The organism is bacterium (assembly GCA_035559435.1).
GTDB lineage: Bacteria > Zixibacteria > MSB-5A5 > WJJR01 > WJJR01 > JACQFV01.
Map to the genome: position 1 here is coordinate 19252 of DATMBC010000063.1, position 15398 is coordinate 34649.

At 65.0% G+C, this 15398-nt stretch carries 15 protein-coding genes; 13 read left to right on the forward strand and 2 right to left on the reverse strand.

Annotated elements, in window-relative coordinates:
• The first annotated feature begins 146 nt into the window (after positions 1 to 146).
• The 9 genes from dtd to VNN55_07410 all read left to right on the forward strand — a co-directional run bounded on the left by dtd (position 147) and on the right by VNN55_07410 (position 9605).
• Positions 147 to 584, forward strand: a complete 438-nt coding sequence (gene dtd, locus VNN55_07370) for a D-aminoacyl-tRNA deacylase (protein ID HWO57368.1) — start codon at positions 147 to 149, stop codon at positions 582 to 584.
• A complete protein-coding gene (locus VNN55_07375) occupies positions 581 to 1240 on the forward strand; it encodes a Maf family protein (protein ID HWO57369.1) in 660 nt (219 codons plus the stop codon). The genes dtd and VNN55_07375 overlap by 4 nt, the downstream gene beginning before the upstream one ends.
• Positions 1237 to 2193: a RodZ domain-containing protein gene (locus tag VNN55_07380; protein HWO57370.1), complete on the forward strand. Its 957-nt coding sequence runs from the start codon at positions 1237 to 1239 to the stop codon at positions 2191 to 2193. The genes VNN55_07375 and VNN55_07380 overlap by 4 nt, the downstream gene beginning before the upstream one ends.
• Positions 2194 to 2200: 7 nt before the next feature.
• On the forward strand, positions 2201 to 2764 hold the full coding sequence (locus VNN55_07385; GenBank protein HWO57371.1) for a hypothetical protein: 564 nt from the start codon (positions 2201 to 2203) through the stop codon (positions 2762 to 2764).
• A 24-nt stretch (positions 2765 to 2788) separates the two neighbouring features.
• A complete protein-coding gene (gene smc, locus VNN55_07390) occupies positions 2789 to 6385 on the forward strand; it encodes a chromosome segregation protein SMC (protein HWO57372.1) in 3597 nt (1198 codons plus the stop codon).
• Positions 6386 to 6490: 105 nt separating this feature from the next.
• Positions 6491 to 7414 carry a signal recognition particle-docking protein FtsY gene (ftsY, locus tag VNN55_07395; protein ID HWO57373.1) on the forward strand — a complete coding sequence of 308 codons (924 nt, stop codon included), beginning with the start codon at positions 6491 to 6493 and terminating at the stop codon, positions 7412 to 7414.
• A gap of 54 nt (positions 7415 to 7468) precedes the next feature.
• The gene (locus tag VNN55_07400; protein HWO57374.1) at positions 7469 to 7939 is read left to right on the forward strand and encodes a 23S rRNA (pseudouridine(1915)-N(3))-methyltransferase RlmH; all 471 of its coding nucleotides are present in this window, start codon (positions 7469 to 7471) and stop codon (positions 7937 to 7939) included.
• Between the two features lie 135 nt (positions 7940 to 8074).
• Entirely contained in the window at positions 8075 to 8761 is a 687-nt protein-coding gene (locus tag VNN55_07405) for an outer membrane beta-barrel protein (GenBank protein ID HWO57375.1), read from the forward strand.
• Positions 8762 to 8921: 160 nt separating this feature from the next.
• On the forward strand, positions 8922 to 9605 hold the full coding sequence (locus VNN55_07410) for an outer membrane beta-barrel protein (protein ID HWO57376.1): 684 nt from the start codon (positions 8922 to 8924) through the stop codon (positions 9603 to 9605).
• A gap of 222 nt (positions 9606 to 9827) precedes the next feature.
• Here VNN55_07410 and VNN55_07415 read toward each other — a convergent pair whose 3' ends face one another.
• Positions 9828 to 10859: a permease gene (locus tag VNN55_07415; protein ID HWO57377.1), complete on the reverse strand. Its 1032-nt coding sequence runs from the start codon at positions 10857 to 10859 to the stop codon at positions 9828 to 9830.
• A 180-nt stretch (positions 10860 to 11039) separates the two neighbouring features.
• On the opposite strand from VNN55_07415, the gene VNN55_07420 reads away from it, so the two are divergent.
• Complete coding sequence (locus tag VNN55_07420; GenBank protein ID HWO57378.1) at positions 11040 to 11264, forward strand: hypothetical protein; 225 nt, start codon at positions 11040 to 11042, stop codon at positions 11262 to 11264.
• A 28-nt stretch (positions 11265 to 11292) separates the two neighbouring features.
• On the opposite strand, the gene VNN55_07425 is transcribed toward VNN55_07420, so the two are convergent.
• Positions 11293 to 11679 carry a metalloregulator ArsR/SmtB family transcription factor gene (locus tag VNN55_07425; GenBank protein HWO57379.1) on the reverse strand — a complete coding sequence of 129 codons (387 nt, stop codon included), beginning with the start codon at positions 11677 to 11679 and terminating at the stop codon, positions 11293 to 11295.
• Positions 11680 to 11787: 108 nt separating this feature from the next.
• Here VNN55_07425 and VNN55_07430 point away from each other — a divergent pair, with 108 nt between their 5' ends.
• From VNN55_07430 to VNN55_07440, 3 genes are all read left to right on the forward strand, one after another.
• Positions 11788 to 13341: a hypothetical protein gene (locus tag VNN55_07430; GenBank protein ID HWO57380.1), complete on the forward strand. Its 1554-nt coding sequence runs from the start codon at positions 11788 to 11790 to the stop codon at positions 13339 to 13341.
• 35 nt (positions 13342 to 13376) lie between these two features.
• Entirely contained in the window at positions 13377 to 13898 is a 522-nt protein-coding gene (locus VNN55_07435) for a thioredoxin family protein (GenBank protein ID HWO57381.1), read from the forward strand.
• 212 nt (positions 13899 to 14110) lie between these two features.
• Positions 14111 to 15391 carry a hypothetical protein gene (locus tag VNN55_07440; protein ID HWO57382.1) on the forward strand — a complete coding sequence of 427 codons (1281 nt, stop codon included), beginning with the start codon at positions 14111 to 14113 and terminating at the stop codon, positions 15389 to 15391.
• Positions 15392 to 15398 lie beyond the last annotated feature (7 nt).

Genomic DNA, 15398 nt, shown 5'->3' on the forward strand with positions numbered 1-15398 from the left:
CACGAGACCGTCGCTGTCGTTTCCTGTCGCTTTACAACTCCCGTCATTTCAACAGGATAACCAATGCGAGCCGACGATTTCTCTTGACCGCCGCGATTCGCCGCCGTACTCTCTTTCCCATTGTCTGTCTTGCGGTTGCACAAATCATGCGAATCTGTCTGCAAAGGGTCCGAAGTGGTCGGGTCAAAGTCGACAACGAGGTTGTCGGCGAGATCGAATCCGGCTTGGTCCTCCTGGTCGGCTTCAAGACTGGCGATGACGAGTCCCAGATCGAGCCGATGGCGCGACGGATCGCCAATCTGCGCATCTTTGAGGACGATCAGGGGAAGATGAACCTCTCGCTGCTGGACCTGGGGTACTCCGTCCTGGTCGTTTCGCAGTTCACACTCTACGCCGACACCGAAAAGGGCCGCCGTCCCTCGTTTACCGGGGCGCTGGAACCGGGGCTGGCGGAGAAATACTACTTGCGGCTGGTCGAGGTGTTTCGGAGTATGAACCTGACGGTCGCCACCGGGAAGTTCGGCGCGAAAATGCTGGTCGAAATCGCCAACTGGGGCCCGGTGACGCTCGTTCTGGACGCGTGAGATGGACGCAACGAGACTGGTCGGATCGCCTCGCGCGCGGGCTGTGGGCCGACGATGCCGCCGCGGCGCGTCTTCATGCGCTCTTGGCCGGACATACGGTGATTCTCGCGTCGGCGTCGCCGCGACGGCGCGCGATACTGCGGCAGTGCCGCGTTCGCTTCCGCGTCTGGAATCACACGCTCGACGAGCCCCCGCCGCGGGGTCCCGATTGGCGTGGCTGGGTGCGGCGCTGGGCCTGGCGCAAAGCGGCCGATGCCGCCGCCCATCAGCGCCGCGGCCTGGTGATTGCGGCGGACACCATCGTCGTCCAGGGTCCTTGCGGGCTGGGCAAGCCGCGCACACACGCTCAGGCGCGCGCGATGTTGCGTTCACTCTCCGGCCGGACACATCAGGTCTACACCGGCGTGGCGGTCATCAACGTTACTGCGGCACGGCACGCCGCCGGGTCGGCGGTGTCACACGTTCACTTTCGCCGTCTCTCGGATCGGGAGATCGCCGGCTACATACGCTCCGGCGAGCCCGCCGATAAGGCCGGCGCGTACGCGATACAAGGGGGAGGGGGACAGTTCGTGGACCGTATCGCCGGTCCGCTCGACAACATCATCGGGTTGCCGGTGGGTTGTCTGAACGCTGTCCTCGCACGGGTTCTCAGATGACAAACGGTCGTAACACCACAGGCAGCGCGCCCGAGTCCGGCAACACACCGGGCGCCGGGCGTATCGACATCGCCGCCGGCGAAATCGACATCACCAGAGACCGTCTCGGCGAAATCCTCGCCGCGCGCCGTCACCAACTCGGCCTCAAGATCGAGGAGATCGCCGAGGACATCAAGATTCGCGCCGAATACCTTCGCTTCCTCGAGCAGGAGGCCTTCGACAAACTGCCCACGCCCGAATATGGCCGGCTGTTTCTCAAGTCCTACGCCGAACGTCTCGGGCTCAACATCAACGACATCTATGCGCTCTACGATGTGCATCATCGTCCGGCCTGGGCGCCGCCGGCCCGTACGCGGGTGACCGCGAACGACGCCGGCATGCCGATCGGCCCGACGCCGCGTCTGCCCGCCGCCAAGCCGATCCCATCGAAGGTCTGGCTCTATGTCATCTTTGGCATCGTCGCGCTGGCGCTCGTTATCTTCGGCGTGATGAAGCTGGTCGAATCACGCAGGTCCGCCGACGCCGCCCCGGCGACATCGGGGTCGAACGTCGCGCAGCGGCCCGTGCGCGAGCCGGAACCCGCGCCGACCGCCTCTGCCGCGGCTGCCGATACGACCTCGGCCGCCGCAACGGTCACCGACACCGCCGAAGTCCTGATTCCCGATGTGATGGAACTGTCGCTGGCGTTCGACCGGCCGACCTGGGTCGAGCTGTTCGCCGACAACGACAGCATCACGTCGCGCATCTACCAGGCCGGCGAGATTCTGACCGCCAAGGGACTGGACCGGTTCATTCTCTCGCTGGGTCACACCGACGGTGTCCGGGCCGCCGCCAACGGCCGTCCGCTCAAACCATTCCGTTCTTGGACCGTCGGCTTCAAGCGCATGCTCGTCACCGCCGACTCGATCGCCGCCTGGCTTGTGCCGGCGTCGGCCGGAGGCCCGATTCAGTGAGGGCGCGATGATCAAAGAGTGGCTGATCAAGTGGTGGGCCAACAAGTGCGACGATGCCGAGTTCACCTTTCCCGCCGCCTTGCGCTCGGCCCGGCGCATCCTCGTGCTCATGCCTCTCGATCTGGAGGAATTGCACCAGTCCGAGTTCTTTCTCTCGCGGCTGCCGCAGGCCTTCCCCGGCGCCAAGGTCACGTTGTTGTATCCGCCGAAGAGTCTGGCGCCGCGCTTCTACAATCCCTATGGCTTCACCGCGCTGGTGCCCGAAGCTTCGCATGTCGGCCCCTTCGGCATGCCCAAACGCAAGTTTCTCGATCAGTTGTTCGAGCAGCCCTTCGATGTGATGATCGCGCTCAACCGGCAGCCCACGGTCTTCTTCGCCGGCGTGGCGATGAGTTCGCACACGCCCGCCCGCATCGGGCTGCCCGGCGGCATGGGACGTCCCTTCGTCACCATCGAGCTGCGCCATGGCCGCGAGTCGGCCGACACCAAAACCGAGTACATCCTGTTCGTCGAAATGTTGCGCAAGCTCGCCGCCCCGCCGCCGGCGGCCGCGCCCACGCCCACGGCCTGACGATCGTCGCTTAAGGATGACCGCATGTATCTGAAACGCATCGAACTGAACGGCTTCAAGACCTTCCCCGACCTCACCGAGGTCATCCTCTCGCCGGGGATCACCTCCGTCGTCGGCCCCAACGGCTGCGGCAAATCCAACCTCATGGACGCCGTGCGCTGGGTGCTCGGCGAACAGCGCGCCCGCGTCCTGCGCGGCGGCAAGATGGAGGATGTGATCTTCTCCGGCACACCCCAGCGTCCCGGGATGTCGGCCGCCGAAGTCACCCTGATCGTCGACAACCAGTCCGGCGGTCTGCCCACCGACTTCACCGAAGTCGCCATCACCCGCCGTCTCGACCGCTCCGGTGAAAGCGAGTACCGTCTCAATGGCGTCCCCTGCCGTCTCAAGGACATCCACGACCTGTTGCTCGACACCGGGATGGGCTCGCACGGCTACGCCGTCATTCAGGCGGCGATGATCGACGCCATCCTCTCCGAAAACCCCGACGAGCGCCGCTTCCTCTTCGAGGAGGCCGCCGGCGTCTCGAAATACAAGGTCCGTCAGAAGGCCGCCCTGCGCAAAATGGAGGCGACCGAGCAGGATCTGCTGCGTCTCACCGACCTGAAGAATGAGGTCGCCACCCACGTTCGCTCGCTTGCGCGTCAGAAGGGGATGGCCGAACGCCACCGCCAGTTGCGCGACCGCTGGAAGGCCGTCGATCTGGCGCTGGCCGTGCGCGAGTACAAACGCCGCCTCGAACAGGCGTCCGCGCTGCATCAGGCGCACCAGCAGGCGCGCGAGGAGTCGGCCACTCTCTCCGCGCAGGTCGACCAGCTGGAGATCGAATGGCAAGCGTTGCGCGTCGCCCTCGACGAGGCCGAACGCGTCGCCCAGGCCGCCGCCGACCGTCTCACCGAGGCGACCAACCTCCTGCATGCGCACAAGACCGAGTCGATCCGCTGGGAGGATCGCCAGCGCCATCTGCGGGAGGACCAGGCGCGCCTGTCCGAACGGCGGCAGGCGCTGACGGAGCGTCTCGCCGAGCTGGAGAAGCGCCGCGGCGTCGCCGACTACGAAGCCAACAACGCCCGCGCCGCGCGCGAATTGATCGCCGAGCGCGTGGTGAAAGTGGAACAGGCCTACCGCGAAGCCCGCGACGCCGTCGCCGCGCGCGAAGCCGCCCTGGCCGAGGTCGATGCCGAGCACACCCGCATCCAGCATGCCCACCTGCGGCTGGCCTCCCAACGCGAGGCCTGGGAGCATCGCCGCGAGGATGTCTTGCGCCGTCGCGAGCAGTTGCGCGAACGCCGCGACCGTCAGACCGCCCTGGTGGCGCAGGCCCAGACCGAGACCGATCAACTCACCGGCGAACTTGAGGCCCGTCGCGCCGAAGAGCGCGCGCTCGCCGAAACGCACACCCGTCTCTCCGCCCAGTTCGCCGAGTGGGAGAACGAAAAGACCCGGTTGACCGAGGAGTCGCGCCAGCGCGACGCGCGGCTGGCCGAACTGCGCGCCGGACGCGACCTCGTCGCCGAACTGATCCAGCGCGGCGAGGGACTGGGGCAGGCGGCCGCGCAGATCCTCGCCGATCCGCGCTGGGCCGGACGTGTCGCCGGCTGGATTGACCGCCTCCATCCCCAGCACGATTGGCGGCATGCGGTCGAGGCGGCGCTGGCCGGCAGGATCGGCGCCATCTGGTGCGATGATCCCGCCACCGTCGCCGAACTGGTCGCACATCTGGCCAGCGGCGCGCAGGGACGCGCCACCATCCTCGATCGCTCGCTTCTGGCCCCGGCCGACACGCGCCCCGACATTCAGGCGCCCGAGTTTTCCGGCTGGCTCTCCGACAAAATCGAATGCGACACATCCGACCGTCCCTGGGTCGATGCGTTGCTGGGGCATGTCGCCACCGCCGCCGACACCGATGCCGCCCGCCGTCTCTTTCAGGCGGGGCAGGGGCGCTACGCCGTTGTCACGCCCGATGGCACGTTGTTCGCCGCGCCCGGCATCATTCAAGCCGGCGCCGACAGTGCGGAGCCGTTAGTCGGACGCGCCGACCGGCTCAAGGATTTCGATGAACGCATTCGCGAAGCCGAAGCCGCGTTGGCGTCCTGTGAACAGGCGCTCGCCGCCCTGAGCGCCCGCCTGATCGATCAGAAGCCGGCCCTCGACGATGCCGCGCGCCGCCTGACCGAGATGGAGGCCGAGATTTCCGCGCGGCAGTTGGCGCTCGAAGCAGCCAGCACCCGTCTGGCCGAATACCGCCGCCGCGCCGCCGAACTGGATGCGGAATGGGCCCAGCAGGAGTCGCTCGGCCTGACCGACCCCGCCACCGATGGCGCCTCGGAAACCGAACTGCAGACCCGTCTGGCCGCGCTGGCCGCCGCCCTGGCCGAGGCGCGCGCCGCGCTGGCCGCCGCCGAGGAGAAACAGAATCAGGCGGCCGCCATCCTCAATCAGGCGCGGGTCGAAGTGGTTGAATCGCAGGCCAAACTCGATGCCCACGTAACCGAAATCCGCCGCTGCGAGGAATCCGCCGCCGAGACCCGTCTGGAGCAGGAATCGATCCAGGCGCGCCTGACGGAAATCGCCGCCGAGCAGGAGACGCTCGCGGCCAATCTTGCAGGCGCCGCCGCGCGCGAACGCGAACTCCAGGCCGCCTGCGATCAGGCCGACAGCGAACGCGCCGCCACCCGCGCCGAAGTTGCCCGCCGCAAGGATGCGATGTCCGGCGTGGAGAATCGCCTGCGCGAACTACGGCACACCCGCGACGACGCCGAGCGCAAGCGCGCCCAGATCGAACTCGAACTCTCCGGGCTCCGTCATGATGCCGAGCAGACCCGTCTGCGCATCCAGGAGACTCACGGGATCGATCCCGCCTCGGCCACGATCGAAGAGACCGCCGACTCCGACGACGACCTGCGCGAGAAGGCCGAATCGCTCAAGCAGCAGATCGACCGCCTCGGCCCGGTCAACCCGTTGGCCCTCGAAGAGTACCAGACCGAAAAGCAACGCTGGGACTTCCTCGAAAAGCAGGTCGGCGACCTGCGCTCCGCCAAGCAGCAGTTGCAGGAGACCATCGACGAGCTCAACCGCACCGCCGGCGAGCGCTTCATGGAGACCTTCAACTCGGCGCGCGCGCACTTCCAGAATGTCTTCACCGAACTGTTCCGCGGCGGCGAGGCCGATGTCCGTCTGACCGAGGAGGGCAACCCGCTGGAGTCGCCGATCGAAATCTATGCCCGTCCACGTGGCAAGAAGTTCATCGGCATCCGCCAGCTCTCCGGCGGCGAACGCGCCCTCACCGCGCTGGCGCTGCTCTTCGGCCTCTACCTGGTCAAGCCGTCGCCCTTCTGCATTCTCGATGAAGTCGACGCGCCCCTCGATGACGCCAACTGTGGACGCTTCCTGCGGATGATCGATCGGTTCAAGGGACGCACCCAGTTTATCATCGTCACGCACAACAAGCTGACGATGGAGGCGGCCGACGCCCTCTATGGTGTGACCATGGAACAACCCGGCATCTCCAAACTGGTCTCGGTGCGTCTCAACCGCGCCGACGAATCGGCCGCCGAACCCGGCCTGGCCGAACCGCGCATCGCCATCGACACGGCCGAGCCCGCCGACGTCGACTCGTAAGCGCCGCTATCGCATCCCCGCCACGTCGCGCATTCGCCGGACAAGGGGCCTCCAGCCCCTTGTTTACCGCCCGGCAACGCGATATCCTTGCCCCTCCCGGAGGACATCGTGCGTTCCTTTTTTCAGAAACTCAAAGACGGCCTCTCCAAGACTCACAGGAACCTCACCGACAAGATCAAGGAATCGATCGGCCTCCAGCCGAAGTTCGATCCCGCGCTCTTCGACGATCTTGAGGCGGCCCTGATCGCCGCCGATTGCGGCCTCGACCTGGCCGTCGAACTGACCGAGACCACCCGCGAGGCCTGCAAGCGTGACAACGTCGGCGACTCCGATGGCGTGATCGCCCGGCTCAAGCAGGCGATGGCCGATGTCCTGCGCCACAGCGCCCGCCCCGCATCCGGTTCGATCGGACGGCCGCAGGTGACGGTCTTCGTCGGCGTCAACGGCGCGGGGAAGACCACCTCGATCGGCAAGATCGGTTGCCACCATGCCCGCGCCGGACGCTCCGTCATCTTCGCTGCCGCCGACACCTTTCGCGCCGCCGCCGGCGAACAACTGGAAATCTGGGCCGAACGCGCCGGCGCGCAGATCGTGGCATCGCAGCATGGCGCCGATCCGGCCGCGGTCGCTTACGATGCCGTCGCCGCCGCCAAGGCGCGCGGCGTCGATGTCGTGCTGATCGACACCGCCGGACGCCTCCAGACCAAATCGAACCTGATGGCCGAGCTGGCCAAGGTGCGCCGCTCGGTCGACAAGGCGCTGGGCAACGATGCGCCCAAACCGGAAGTCCTGCTGGTCATGGATGCGACCACCGGGCAGAATGGTCTGTCACAGGCGCAGGAATTCACCAAGGCCGTCGGCGTCGATGGCATCGTGCTCACCAAACTCGATGGCACCGCCAAAGGTGGCATCGTGCTGGCGATCGCCCACACACTGAAGATTCCCGTCGCCTGGGTCGGTGTCGGCGAGGGAATAGAGGATCTCGAAACCTTTGACCCCGACGAGTTCGTCGAAGCCCTCTTCGCCTGACTGTTCTCACCGGGACAAGGGGCTGAAAGCCCCTTGCGTTCGGCTGAGCGTCCCATGCGCCTGACCGTAATCGCCATCGGCAAGCCCCGCGCACCGTGGGCAATCGCCGCGCTGGAGCATTACACCAGGTTCCTGTCCAAGTACACCGACGTACGCTTCGCGTGGCTCAAACCCGCGCCGGCCTCGCTCGAGAACACAGGCGCCATTGTCCGCCATGAAGGCGACCGCATCCTGGCGCACCTGACGGCCGAACCAGGATTCGCCATCGCCTGCGACAAGGCCGGGAGGAGCTTCACATCCGAAACGTTCGCGGCGCGTCTGCAGAAGGGAATTGATGCGCATGGCGGCCGGGTGTGTATCATCATCGGCGGCGCTTGGGGGCTGGATCCCCGGGTGCAGGAAGCCGCCCATCTGGCCTGGTCGTTCGGCCCGTTGACCTTCCCGCACGAACTGGCGCTGGTCACCGCCTGCGAACAGACCGCCCGCGCCCTGTCCATCCTGCGTGGCGAGGGCTACCACAAGTAGTATTCGTCTCGGTATCTGGTTGTCAGCGAATAAGATACTTTTATCCTTCGATATTTATCGCCATGCCCGCTCGCGGGTTTTATTTTGACAGGCCAATGGTTGCAGTTTGACAGCCAACACATCCAAGGAGGGTGCATGCGCAAAGTGATCGTTCTGACATCCGTACTGATGGTCGCCCTGCTCTTCAGCAGCGCCGCCCAGGCGGAAGTCCTCGGCCGGTTCGCCGTCTCACCGTATGGCGGCGTTGTCATTCCGATCGGTGACTTCGCCGACAACGATCCCGAAAATGAGAATTCACTGGGCGCCAAGACGGGGTTCGGACTCGGCGCGATGGCGGAGTATGGTCTGACCGAGAATGTCATGGTCGGCGGCCGCTTCGGTTACAATCAGTTTGGATTCGACGAAGACATGTCGCCGGTCGAGGGCGCCACACTGGACGGTCCAAAGTGGACCGTGATGGAGTTCGGTGCCTTTGTGAAGCTTCTGCTTTCAGCCGGCAGCAACACCCGCCCGTACTTCAAAGCCGGAGTCAACGCGGGGAAAGCGAAGTTCAAAACGGATGCCGAGGCCGGAGGTGAAAGCGGCGAAGTCGAAATAGACGTCGCAACAGCGCTCGGCCTGGAAGGCGGGGTCGGAGTCTTGCACATGTTCTCGCCGAATCTCGGCGGTTTCGTCGAGGGAAGCTTCAATCACCTGATGACTGACGGCAAGGATGTCGAATTGACCGTCGACGGTGATTCGTTCGGCACGGAAGAGGCGACGACCAACGTGCAGTGGATCGCCGTCCGCGCCGGCGTGTCGTTCTTCTTCGGCGGCAAGTAGTCCGTTCCATTCAGGATGATAGACACCAGCAGGCCGGGGCGTCCGCTCCGGCCTGCTGCGTTTTCACCCGGCTCGAATTATCGCTCGCCATCGACGGCCGCCGCGTGTATGTTTGCCGTCGTCTTTCAGTCGCGGTCCCACAACACAACCCGGAGGCTCTATGCGCCGACTCACGCTGTCCGTTGTCACGCTGGTTGTGATCGCCTGCTGCGCCGCTCCCGCGTCCGCCTTCGACGCGTACCATCGCTTCTTCCTTGCGGCCTGCGGCGGCGTGGTCGTCCCGATCGGGGACTTCGCCGATGATGATCTGGCCAATCCCCAGGCCGGCGGCGCCAAGACCGGCTTCGACTTGGGCCTCAGGCTGGAGTACGGCGTCACAGAAACCTTCCTGGTCGGCGGCCGTTTCGGCTACGACCGCTTCGACGTCAAGCGGGAGATGCTCGATGCGATCGCGCCCGACCTCGAAGCCCACTGGACACTGACCGAAATCTTCGGCCTCTACGGCAAGTTCCTGGCCATGCCCGGCGCGGCGACCCGTCCCTATGCACGCGCCGGCGCCTTCCTCGGCAAGCCCGAGCTGACCTTCGACAGCGGCGACGAGATCTGGTCGGGCGAATACGATGTCTCGCTCGGTCTCGAAGCGGCCATCGGCGTCACCCACATGTTCAGCCGCAATGTCGGCTTCGGGTTCGAGGCGCGTTTCGCCCACCTGTTCACCAGTGATTCCGATTCCGGTGACGATGCGGAGACCTTGGCGCGCATCGCCGGACCATCCGGCGTACGCGACCCCGGCGGCAACGTCAGTCTGATCGATCTGGCCGCTTTTGTCGACTATTCGTTCTAAGGGAGGTCCGAATCTGGCTCGGCGCTGAGGATCGTCATCCTGATCCGCCGCGGGCGGAGAGGGATCTGCCTCTTGACTGGCGCGTCGCAGGTCAGAAGCACTGCGTCTACGACGCTGACTCAGCGGTCAAAAATCGTCATCCCGAGCGGAGCGAGGGATCTGCTTCGTTCGCTGAACGGCAACAGACGTGACAACAGTGCTCTGATATTCGAGTGTCTGCCCTCAACCCGCCGCGGCGAACAGGCGGCTCTTGCGCAATTGCCGCCACCACACCGACCCCAGCGCGGCCACCAGCGCCGCCAGCCCTGCCCAGTGCCAGATGCCGATGCGTTCATCCGCCGCAACCAACGCGATCCTGGGTGTCCAGTCCCATGAACCCATCGTCGCATCGACCAAAACGCCCAACAGCACCGCCGTTATGATCATTCCCGCCAGATAGACCGTTGCGGCCCGTGCCCCCAGTTCGCGCACGATGACCGCAAACGACGCCGCGTTTGTCGCCGGCCCCACCAGCAGGAAGACCAGCGCCGCCCCGGGGCTCATCCCCTTGGCGAGGAAGACCGCCGCGATCGGCGTCGACGCCGACGCGCAGATGTAAAGCGGGACACCCACCACCACACCCATGACCATCTGCGTAAACGATCCGATGCGCTCAAACCAGTTGTCGGGAATGATCACCGCCAACACGCCCGACAACACAATCCCTACAACCAGCCAATTGGCGATGTCGGGCAGAAAGTCCTTCATCACATAGTCAAACGATCCCCGCAGCCGCGCCGCCCACGAAGAATCGGTCCTCTCGGCCCCATTGGTCCTGTCCGTTTCGAACACCGCCTTGCGCGGCGCAAACCGCTCCACCGCCAGCCCCGTGGCGGTCGCCGTGACCAACGCCGCCACCGGCCGCAGCACCGTCATCAGCGGATTGATCAACGCCCAGGTCACCGCGATCGAATCCGGACCGGTCTCGGGCTCCGACACCAGAAAGGAGACAGTCGCCCCGTCGGAGGCGCCGCTGCGACGCAACGTCATTGCCACCGGCACGACGCCGCATGAGCACAAGGGAAGGGGAATTCCCGCCAACGCCCCCTTGATGATCGAGCCGATCCCACGCCGTCCCAGCCAGCGAAAAATCTGGCCCTTCGGGAAGGCCGCATAGATCAACACCGCCGCGACAAGCCCGAGCACGATATAAGGCGCCATCTCCAGCGCAATCCGCCCGGTCTCTATCGCCGCGTTGGTGATCCAGGTTTTCATCGTTGGCTCGCTAACTCCTTCTACGTCAGCAACGATAGAACACTTGAACAAATATGCAAATAAAAAACGAGGACTGACAACCGGCCAAGTCCCTGTTCGGCCGCAACTTTGGCGTTGCGGCAACGTATGTCAGATGTGTCCAGTTGAGGTCACCATCCCGGCGGATCGGAAGGTGGTCCCATGTTGAAGTGGATACTCCTGAGTTCCCTGGCCTTGCTCCTGGCGGTGCCGTTGGCCATTGCCGCGGGCGCCCTGCTTGTGGGCGACGGATTCGCGACCGGCATCATTGTGGGATTCGGTGTGCCGTTATTTGTCGGTGTGGGCATGCTGATCGCCTTCGCCGTCGAATTCGCCGGACCCATCCTCCTGGCAATCGCGATCATCTATCTGATCAAGAAGGGGTGAGCGCGGAACTTCACGGGCCGCGTTCGTCTCACCCATGCCGCACATGCTCCAGCCCGAGCGCAAAGAGCGCCCGCACATGCTCGTCATCGATGGAGTAGTAGGCCATCTTGCCCTCGCGGCGATACTTCACCAGCCGCAGCGACCGCAATGTCCGCAACTGATGCGACACCGCCGACACGCTTGACCCGAGCACCTGCGCCAAGTCGCAGACACACAGCTCGCCGGTGAACAGCGCCTGGATGATCTTGATGCGTGTCGGATGCGCCACGCATTGGAAGATCGATGACATCCGCTCGATCTCGTCGGCGGGCAGCATCAACTTTCGCGCCGCCGCCACCTTCTTCGGATCAAACGAGTCGATTTCGCAGCGGTCGTTGGGGCCGTTCGGGCCGGGCGTTGGTGACTTGGCTGGCATGGGGCCAATATAACCCGATTGCCGCCGCGGTGCCGCGCCAAACCGCCCCCCGCCTCGTTGCCCATCTGCGCCCATGCGTCCATGCGCGGAATCGGTTATCTTTGCCGCATGCGCCAGCGGCCGGCATTGTCCCTCCTCTTCCTCATCGCCATCGCGGTCCCGGCCCAAGCCAATCCCGCCGACAGCGTCTTCTCCGCCTATGTCGCCGCCGTCCTCGGCGACAACTGGACCGCCGCCAAATCGCTCTGGCTGTCGGCGGAGGTGGAACTCGCCAACCGTCTCGAAGTCCGCTTCACCGGGTTGCCGCTCAAGGTCGATTGCACTTCGCCCCTGCAGGAGCACCGGGCGGTGATCGCCAACGGGACAATCCAATACTCCGTTTCCGATTCGCTGGTCACCGACACGCTGGTCGCCAAAGTCGTCGAGGTCCGTTCCGGCGCCGTCGCGGTACGGCACACCTATCTCCTTGTGCCGACCGAAACGGGCTGGCGGCTGACCTCGCCGATTTACCATGCCACCCGCGACTGGCCGGAGTATCACACGCGCTTCTTCCGGGTGCGCTGCCCCGACTCGAGCCTGCTCAACGATTTTGCGCTGGAAGCCCTCGATGCCGCCGTCGATTCGCTCGGCGGCGTCTTCCACTTCCACGACGATCACTGGATCCGTCTGACCGCGCGTCGCATCGATTACTACCTGGCCGACCGCGCGCGCGTGCGCGCGCTCACCGGGCATGACGCCCATGGCCTGACCTACCTGCCTTTGGATGCGATCGTCACCAGTCATCTGCCGCACCCGCATGAGATCGTGCATGCGCTGATGAATTTCCGTCTCGGCCAGTTGCCGATGTACACCCTGCCCGCTCTGCAGGAGGGCGTGGCGGTGGCCTACGGCGGCCGCTGGGGCAAGGCGCCGCACGTCAGTTTGCAGATGGGCGCGTATGTCCTCGATGCCGAGTTGATGACCGTCGAGGACATCCTCACCTATGACGGCTTTCAGGCCGATGCCTCCGACCTCTCGTATGCCGTCGGCGGGCTGTTCACGCGCTGTCTGATCTCCTCCATGGGATTTCCCAATTTCACCGTGCTGTATCGCCGGCTTTCCGGACCGCAGCAATATGTGCGCGGCATCCGCGCCGAAGATGTCCGGCAGGCAGTCGAGGAGAGCACCGGGCAACCCTGGGAACGGGTCGTCCCTGCCTGTCTGGTGCGCGAACTCGAGCTCTTCACCCACCGCGGCCTCGACCCCTGCCACGCAAGCCCCGATGCGTCTCTCCTGTGGCAGGAAGTGGCCGATGGTCTGGATGTGCGTATTCTCGCGGATGGGGTCCGCTACTACGTTGAACTGACAGGGGAGAAGTCGGGCGGCCAGACCGGCATCACCCTAAGCGACCCGGACTTTGGCGACAACGCCTACCGCAGCCGTCTGTTCTCCGAGCAGTTTCCCGATGCGCAGTATGACCACCAAATCCTCGGCATCGTTTGCGACAGTCTCGAGGCGGGCCTCTACGATTACCGCCGCGATTTGCTCCTGGCCAAGTTCGCCTCCGGCTTCTCGACCGGAGAGAGCATCTGGGACCCCGCCGCCCGCCGCATACGGTTTCAACTCGACAGGGCGATGCTCCCGGACACACTGGCTTCCGGACAGTTGCGGCTGATCCGCTGACAAACCTGCGCCGCCTTGTCAAAAAGGAGTGCCCCATGCGACGTGCCCATTTGTCCATCCGCTACATTCTCGCCGCGGCGATTGTCATGATCGCCGGGGAGAATGCCATGGCCGGCTGGTACACTGACTCGATCAAAACCGCGCCCGTGATCGAAATCCGCGGCGAACTGGCCGACACCGCCCGTTGCCGCGAGCTGGGCGACCGCTACATCGACGACAATCTCGACTACCTGCTCTCCGCGAACGAATGGCTGATCGTCAACTTCTGCGCCTACTGGTGCGGCGACTGCAACAACTTCACCCCCGATTTCAACCGCGCCGCCGGCCAATCCGCCTACGCCGGCATTCGCTGGGCCTACGCCGACATCGATGGCACCCGCGGCAACGAAAACATGCGCAAACGTTTCAGTCTGCCCGGTACGCCGGTAGTGATCCTTTTCCACAAGGGCGAGATTGTCAAAGACGCCGACGGCAACCCCGCCATCCTCGATGGCCACGCCGGCGACAAGACCTACGACGACATCATCGCCTACCTGAACGCGCACTACCGTCCGTAGGCAACGTCCCGATCGAGAACCTGATTCAAGTGTCGCGGGACACGGGGCTTTCAGCGCCTTGATCGCCGGCCGCCCGCTACGTCGCCACCAGCAGGCACGGCCGAAGCCTCGCCTTCCCAATCGTGCCGCCACCACACCCCCATCTCACAATCGCCAATCGCCAATCCCCACCCCCACTTCGGGGGTGCCAGTCACGTGACCGGGTAGGGTAGATGCCGCACTTTCCCTCCTCCTGGTGGCAACGCCTCTTTGCCCGCCGTGTCTCCTCCTCCAGCGACCGTCCCGCCGCCTTCACGCGGGCCGCCGGTTGGTCGACTCGCCCGCGCTCCCAGCGTCCCGACTTCGGCGAGCACGAGTGGACTTTCGCCGGCGGCGCGGTCACCGACCGTGCCTTCGCCACACGCCTGCATCGCTTCATGCGCGACCACATCCCCGTCCTCAAAGCGGTGATCTGGACATGGACACGTCTGGCCGCCGCCCCCTCCCGCTTCGAAATCAGCGCGTCCACCGAAGCCATCAAGAATCGGTCCTATGCGGTCCTATCGGACCTGTCACACCGCATCCACCCCGACCGTCTCACCCGCTTTGCCGGATTCGACGCTCTGCTCTTGCAGTATTTCGATGCGCTCTTCACCGATGGCGCCGTCTGCGGCGAGCTCACCCTGTTGCCCTCACGCGCCGGCCTGGCACGGTTTGATTTCATCGACACGGCCACGCTCGAGTTCGCGCCGGACCCCCAGGATGGCTGGCGGATGTACCAGCGCACGCCGGGAGGACGCCTGACGCTCGATTCGGATGCCATCTTCTACCAGCCGCTGGATGCCGAGGCCGGACGTCCCCACGGCAAGTCGCTGATCGGGGCGGTCGGATTTGTCGCGCGCATCGAGCAGGAGCTGGTGCGCGACATCGGCAAGGCGACGCACAACGCCGGTTATCACCGTCTGCATGTGGCGATCAAGCCACCGGCGCCGGGCGCGGCCGAATCCGACAGCGACTACACCGCCCGCGCCAACGCCTACTTCGACCAGACCGTGCGCGCCCTGCGTGAATTCGATGTCGACGACAACCCGGTCACCTGGGACGATGTCGAAATTCGCCACATCAGTCCCTCCGGCGAGGTGACCTCGTCGCGCAGCTGGTATCTCAATCACCGCTCGATGGTCGAGGATGTGATCGCCGGCTGCCATCTGGCGTCGTTCATGCTCGGCTACGCCTACGGCGGCACCCAGACCTGGGCCAAATTCAAATACGAGATGGTGGGCCGGCAGATCGCGACGCTGCAACGCGCCGCCTCGCGCTTCTGCGAGTGGATCGCCAACATCGAACTGGCCCTGCATGGTCTCGACGCCGAAGCCCGCCACGTCTTCGACAACCGCCTCGACTTCGACCGCCGCGAACGCTACGAAACCGACCGCGCCCTCACCGACCTGATCCTCCGCCAACTCGAATCCGGCCTGATTACGATCGACGAAGCCAGACAAAAGCTCGCGTAGGGTGCGT

Bases quoted from the DNA above. Each gene is read 5' to 3' on its own strand.
- VNN55_07410 (HWO57376.1), top strand. From the start codon at position 8,922: ATGCGCCGACTCACGCTGTCCGTTGTCACGCTGGTTGTGATCGCCTGC.
- VNN55_07405 (HWO57375.1), top strand. From the start codon at position 8,075: ATGCGCAAAGTGATCGTTCTGACATCCGTACTGATGGTCGCCCTGCTC.
- VNN55_07440 (HWO57382.1), top strand. From the start codon at position 14,111: ATGCCGCACTTTCCCTCCTCCTGGTGGCAACGCCTCTTTGCCCGCCGT.
- VNN55_07430 (HWO57380.1), top strand. From the start codon at position 11,788: ATGCGCCAGCGGCCGGCATTGTCCCTCCTCTTCCTCATCGCCATCGCG.
- VNN55_07400 (HWO57374.1), top strand. From the start codon at position 7,469: ATGCGCCTGACCGTAATCGCCATCGGCAAGCCCCGCGCACCGTGGGCA.
- VNN55_07435 (HWO57381.1), top strand. From the start codon at position 13,377: ATGCGACGTGCCCATTTGTCCATCCGCTACATTCTCGCCGCGGCGATT.
- VNN55_07415 (HWO57377.1), bottom strand. From the start codon at position 10,859: ATGAAAACCTGGATCACCAACGCGGCGATAGAGACCGGGCGGATTGCG.
- VNN55_07425 (HWO57379.1), bottom strand. From the start codon at position 11,679: ATGCCAGCCAAGTCACCAACGCCCGGCCCGAACGGCCCCAACGACCGC.
- smc (HWO57372.1), top strand. From the start codon at position 2,789: ATGTATCTGAAACGCATCGAACTGAACGGCTTCAAGACCTTCCCCGAC.
- VNN55_07420 (HWO57378.1), top strand. From the start codon at position 11,040: ATGTTGAAGTGGATACTCCTGAGTTCCCTGGCCTTGCTCCTGGCGGTG.
- VNN55_07385 (HWO57371.1), top strand. From the start codon at position 2,201: ATGATCAAAGAGTGGCTGATCAAGTGGTGGGCCAACAAGTGCGACGAT.
- VNN55_07380 (HWO57370.1), top strand. From the start codon at position 1,237: ATGACAAACGGTCGTAACACCACAGGCAGCGCGCCCGAGTCCGGCAAC.
- dtd (HWO57368.1), top strand. From the start codon at position 147: ATGCGAATCTGTCTGCAAAGGGTCCGAAGTGGTCGGGTCAAAGTCGAC.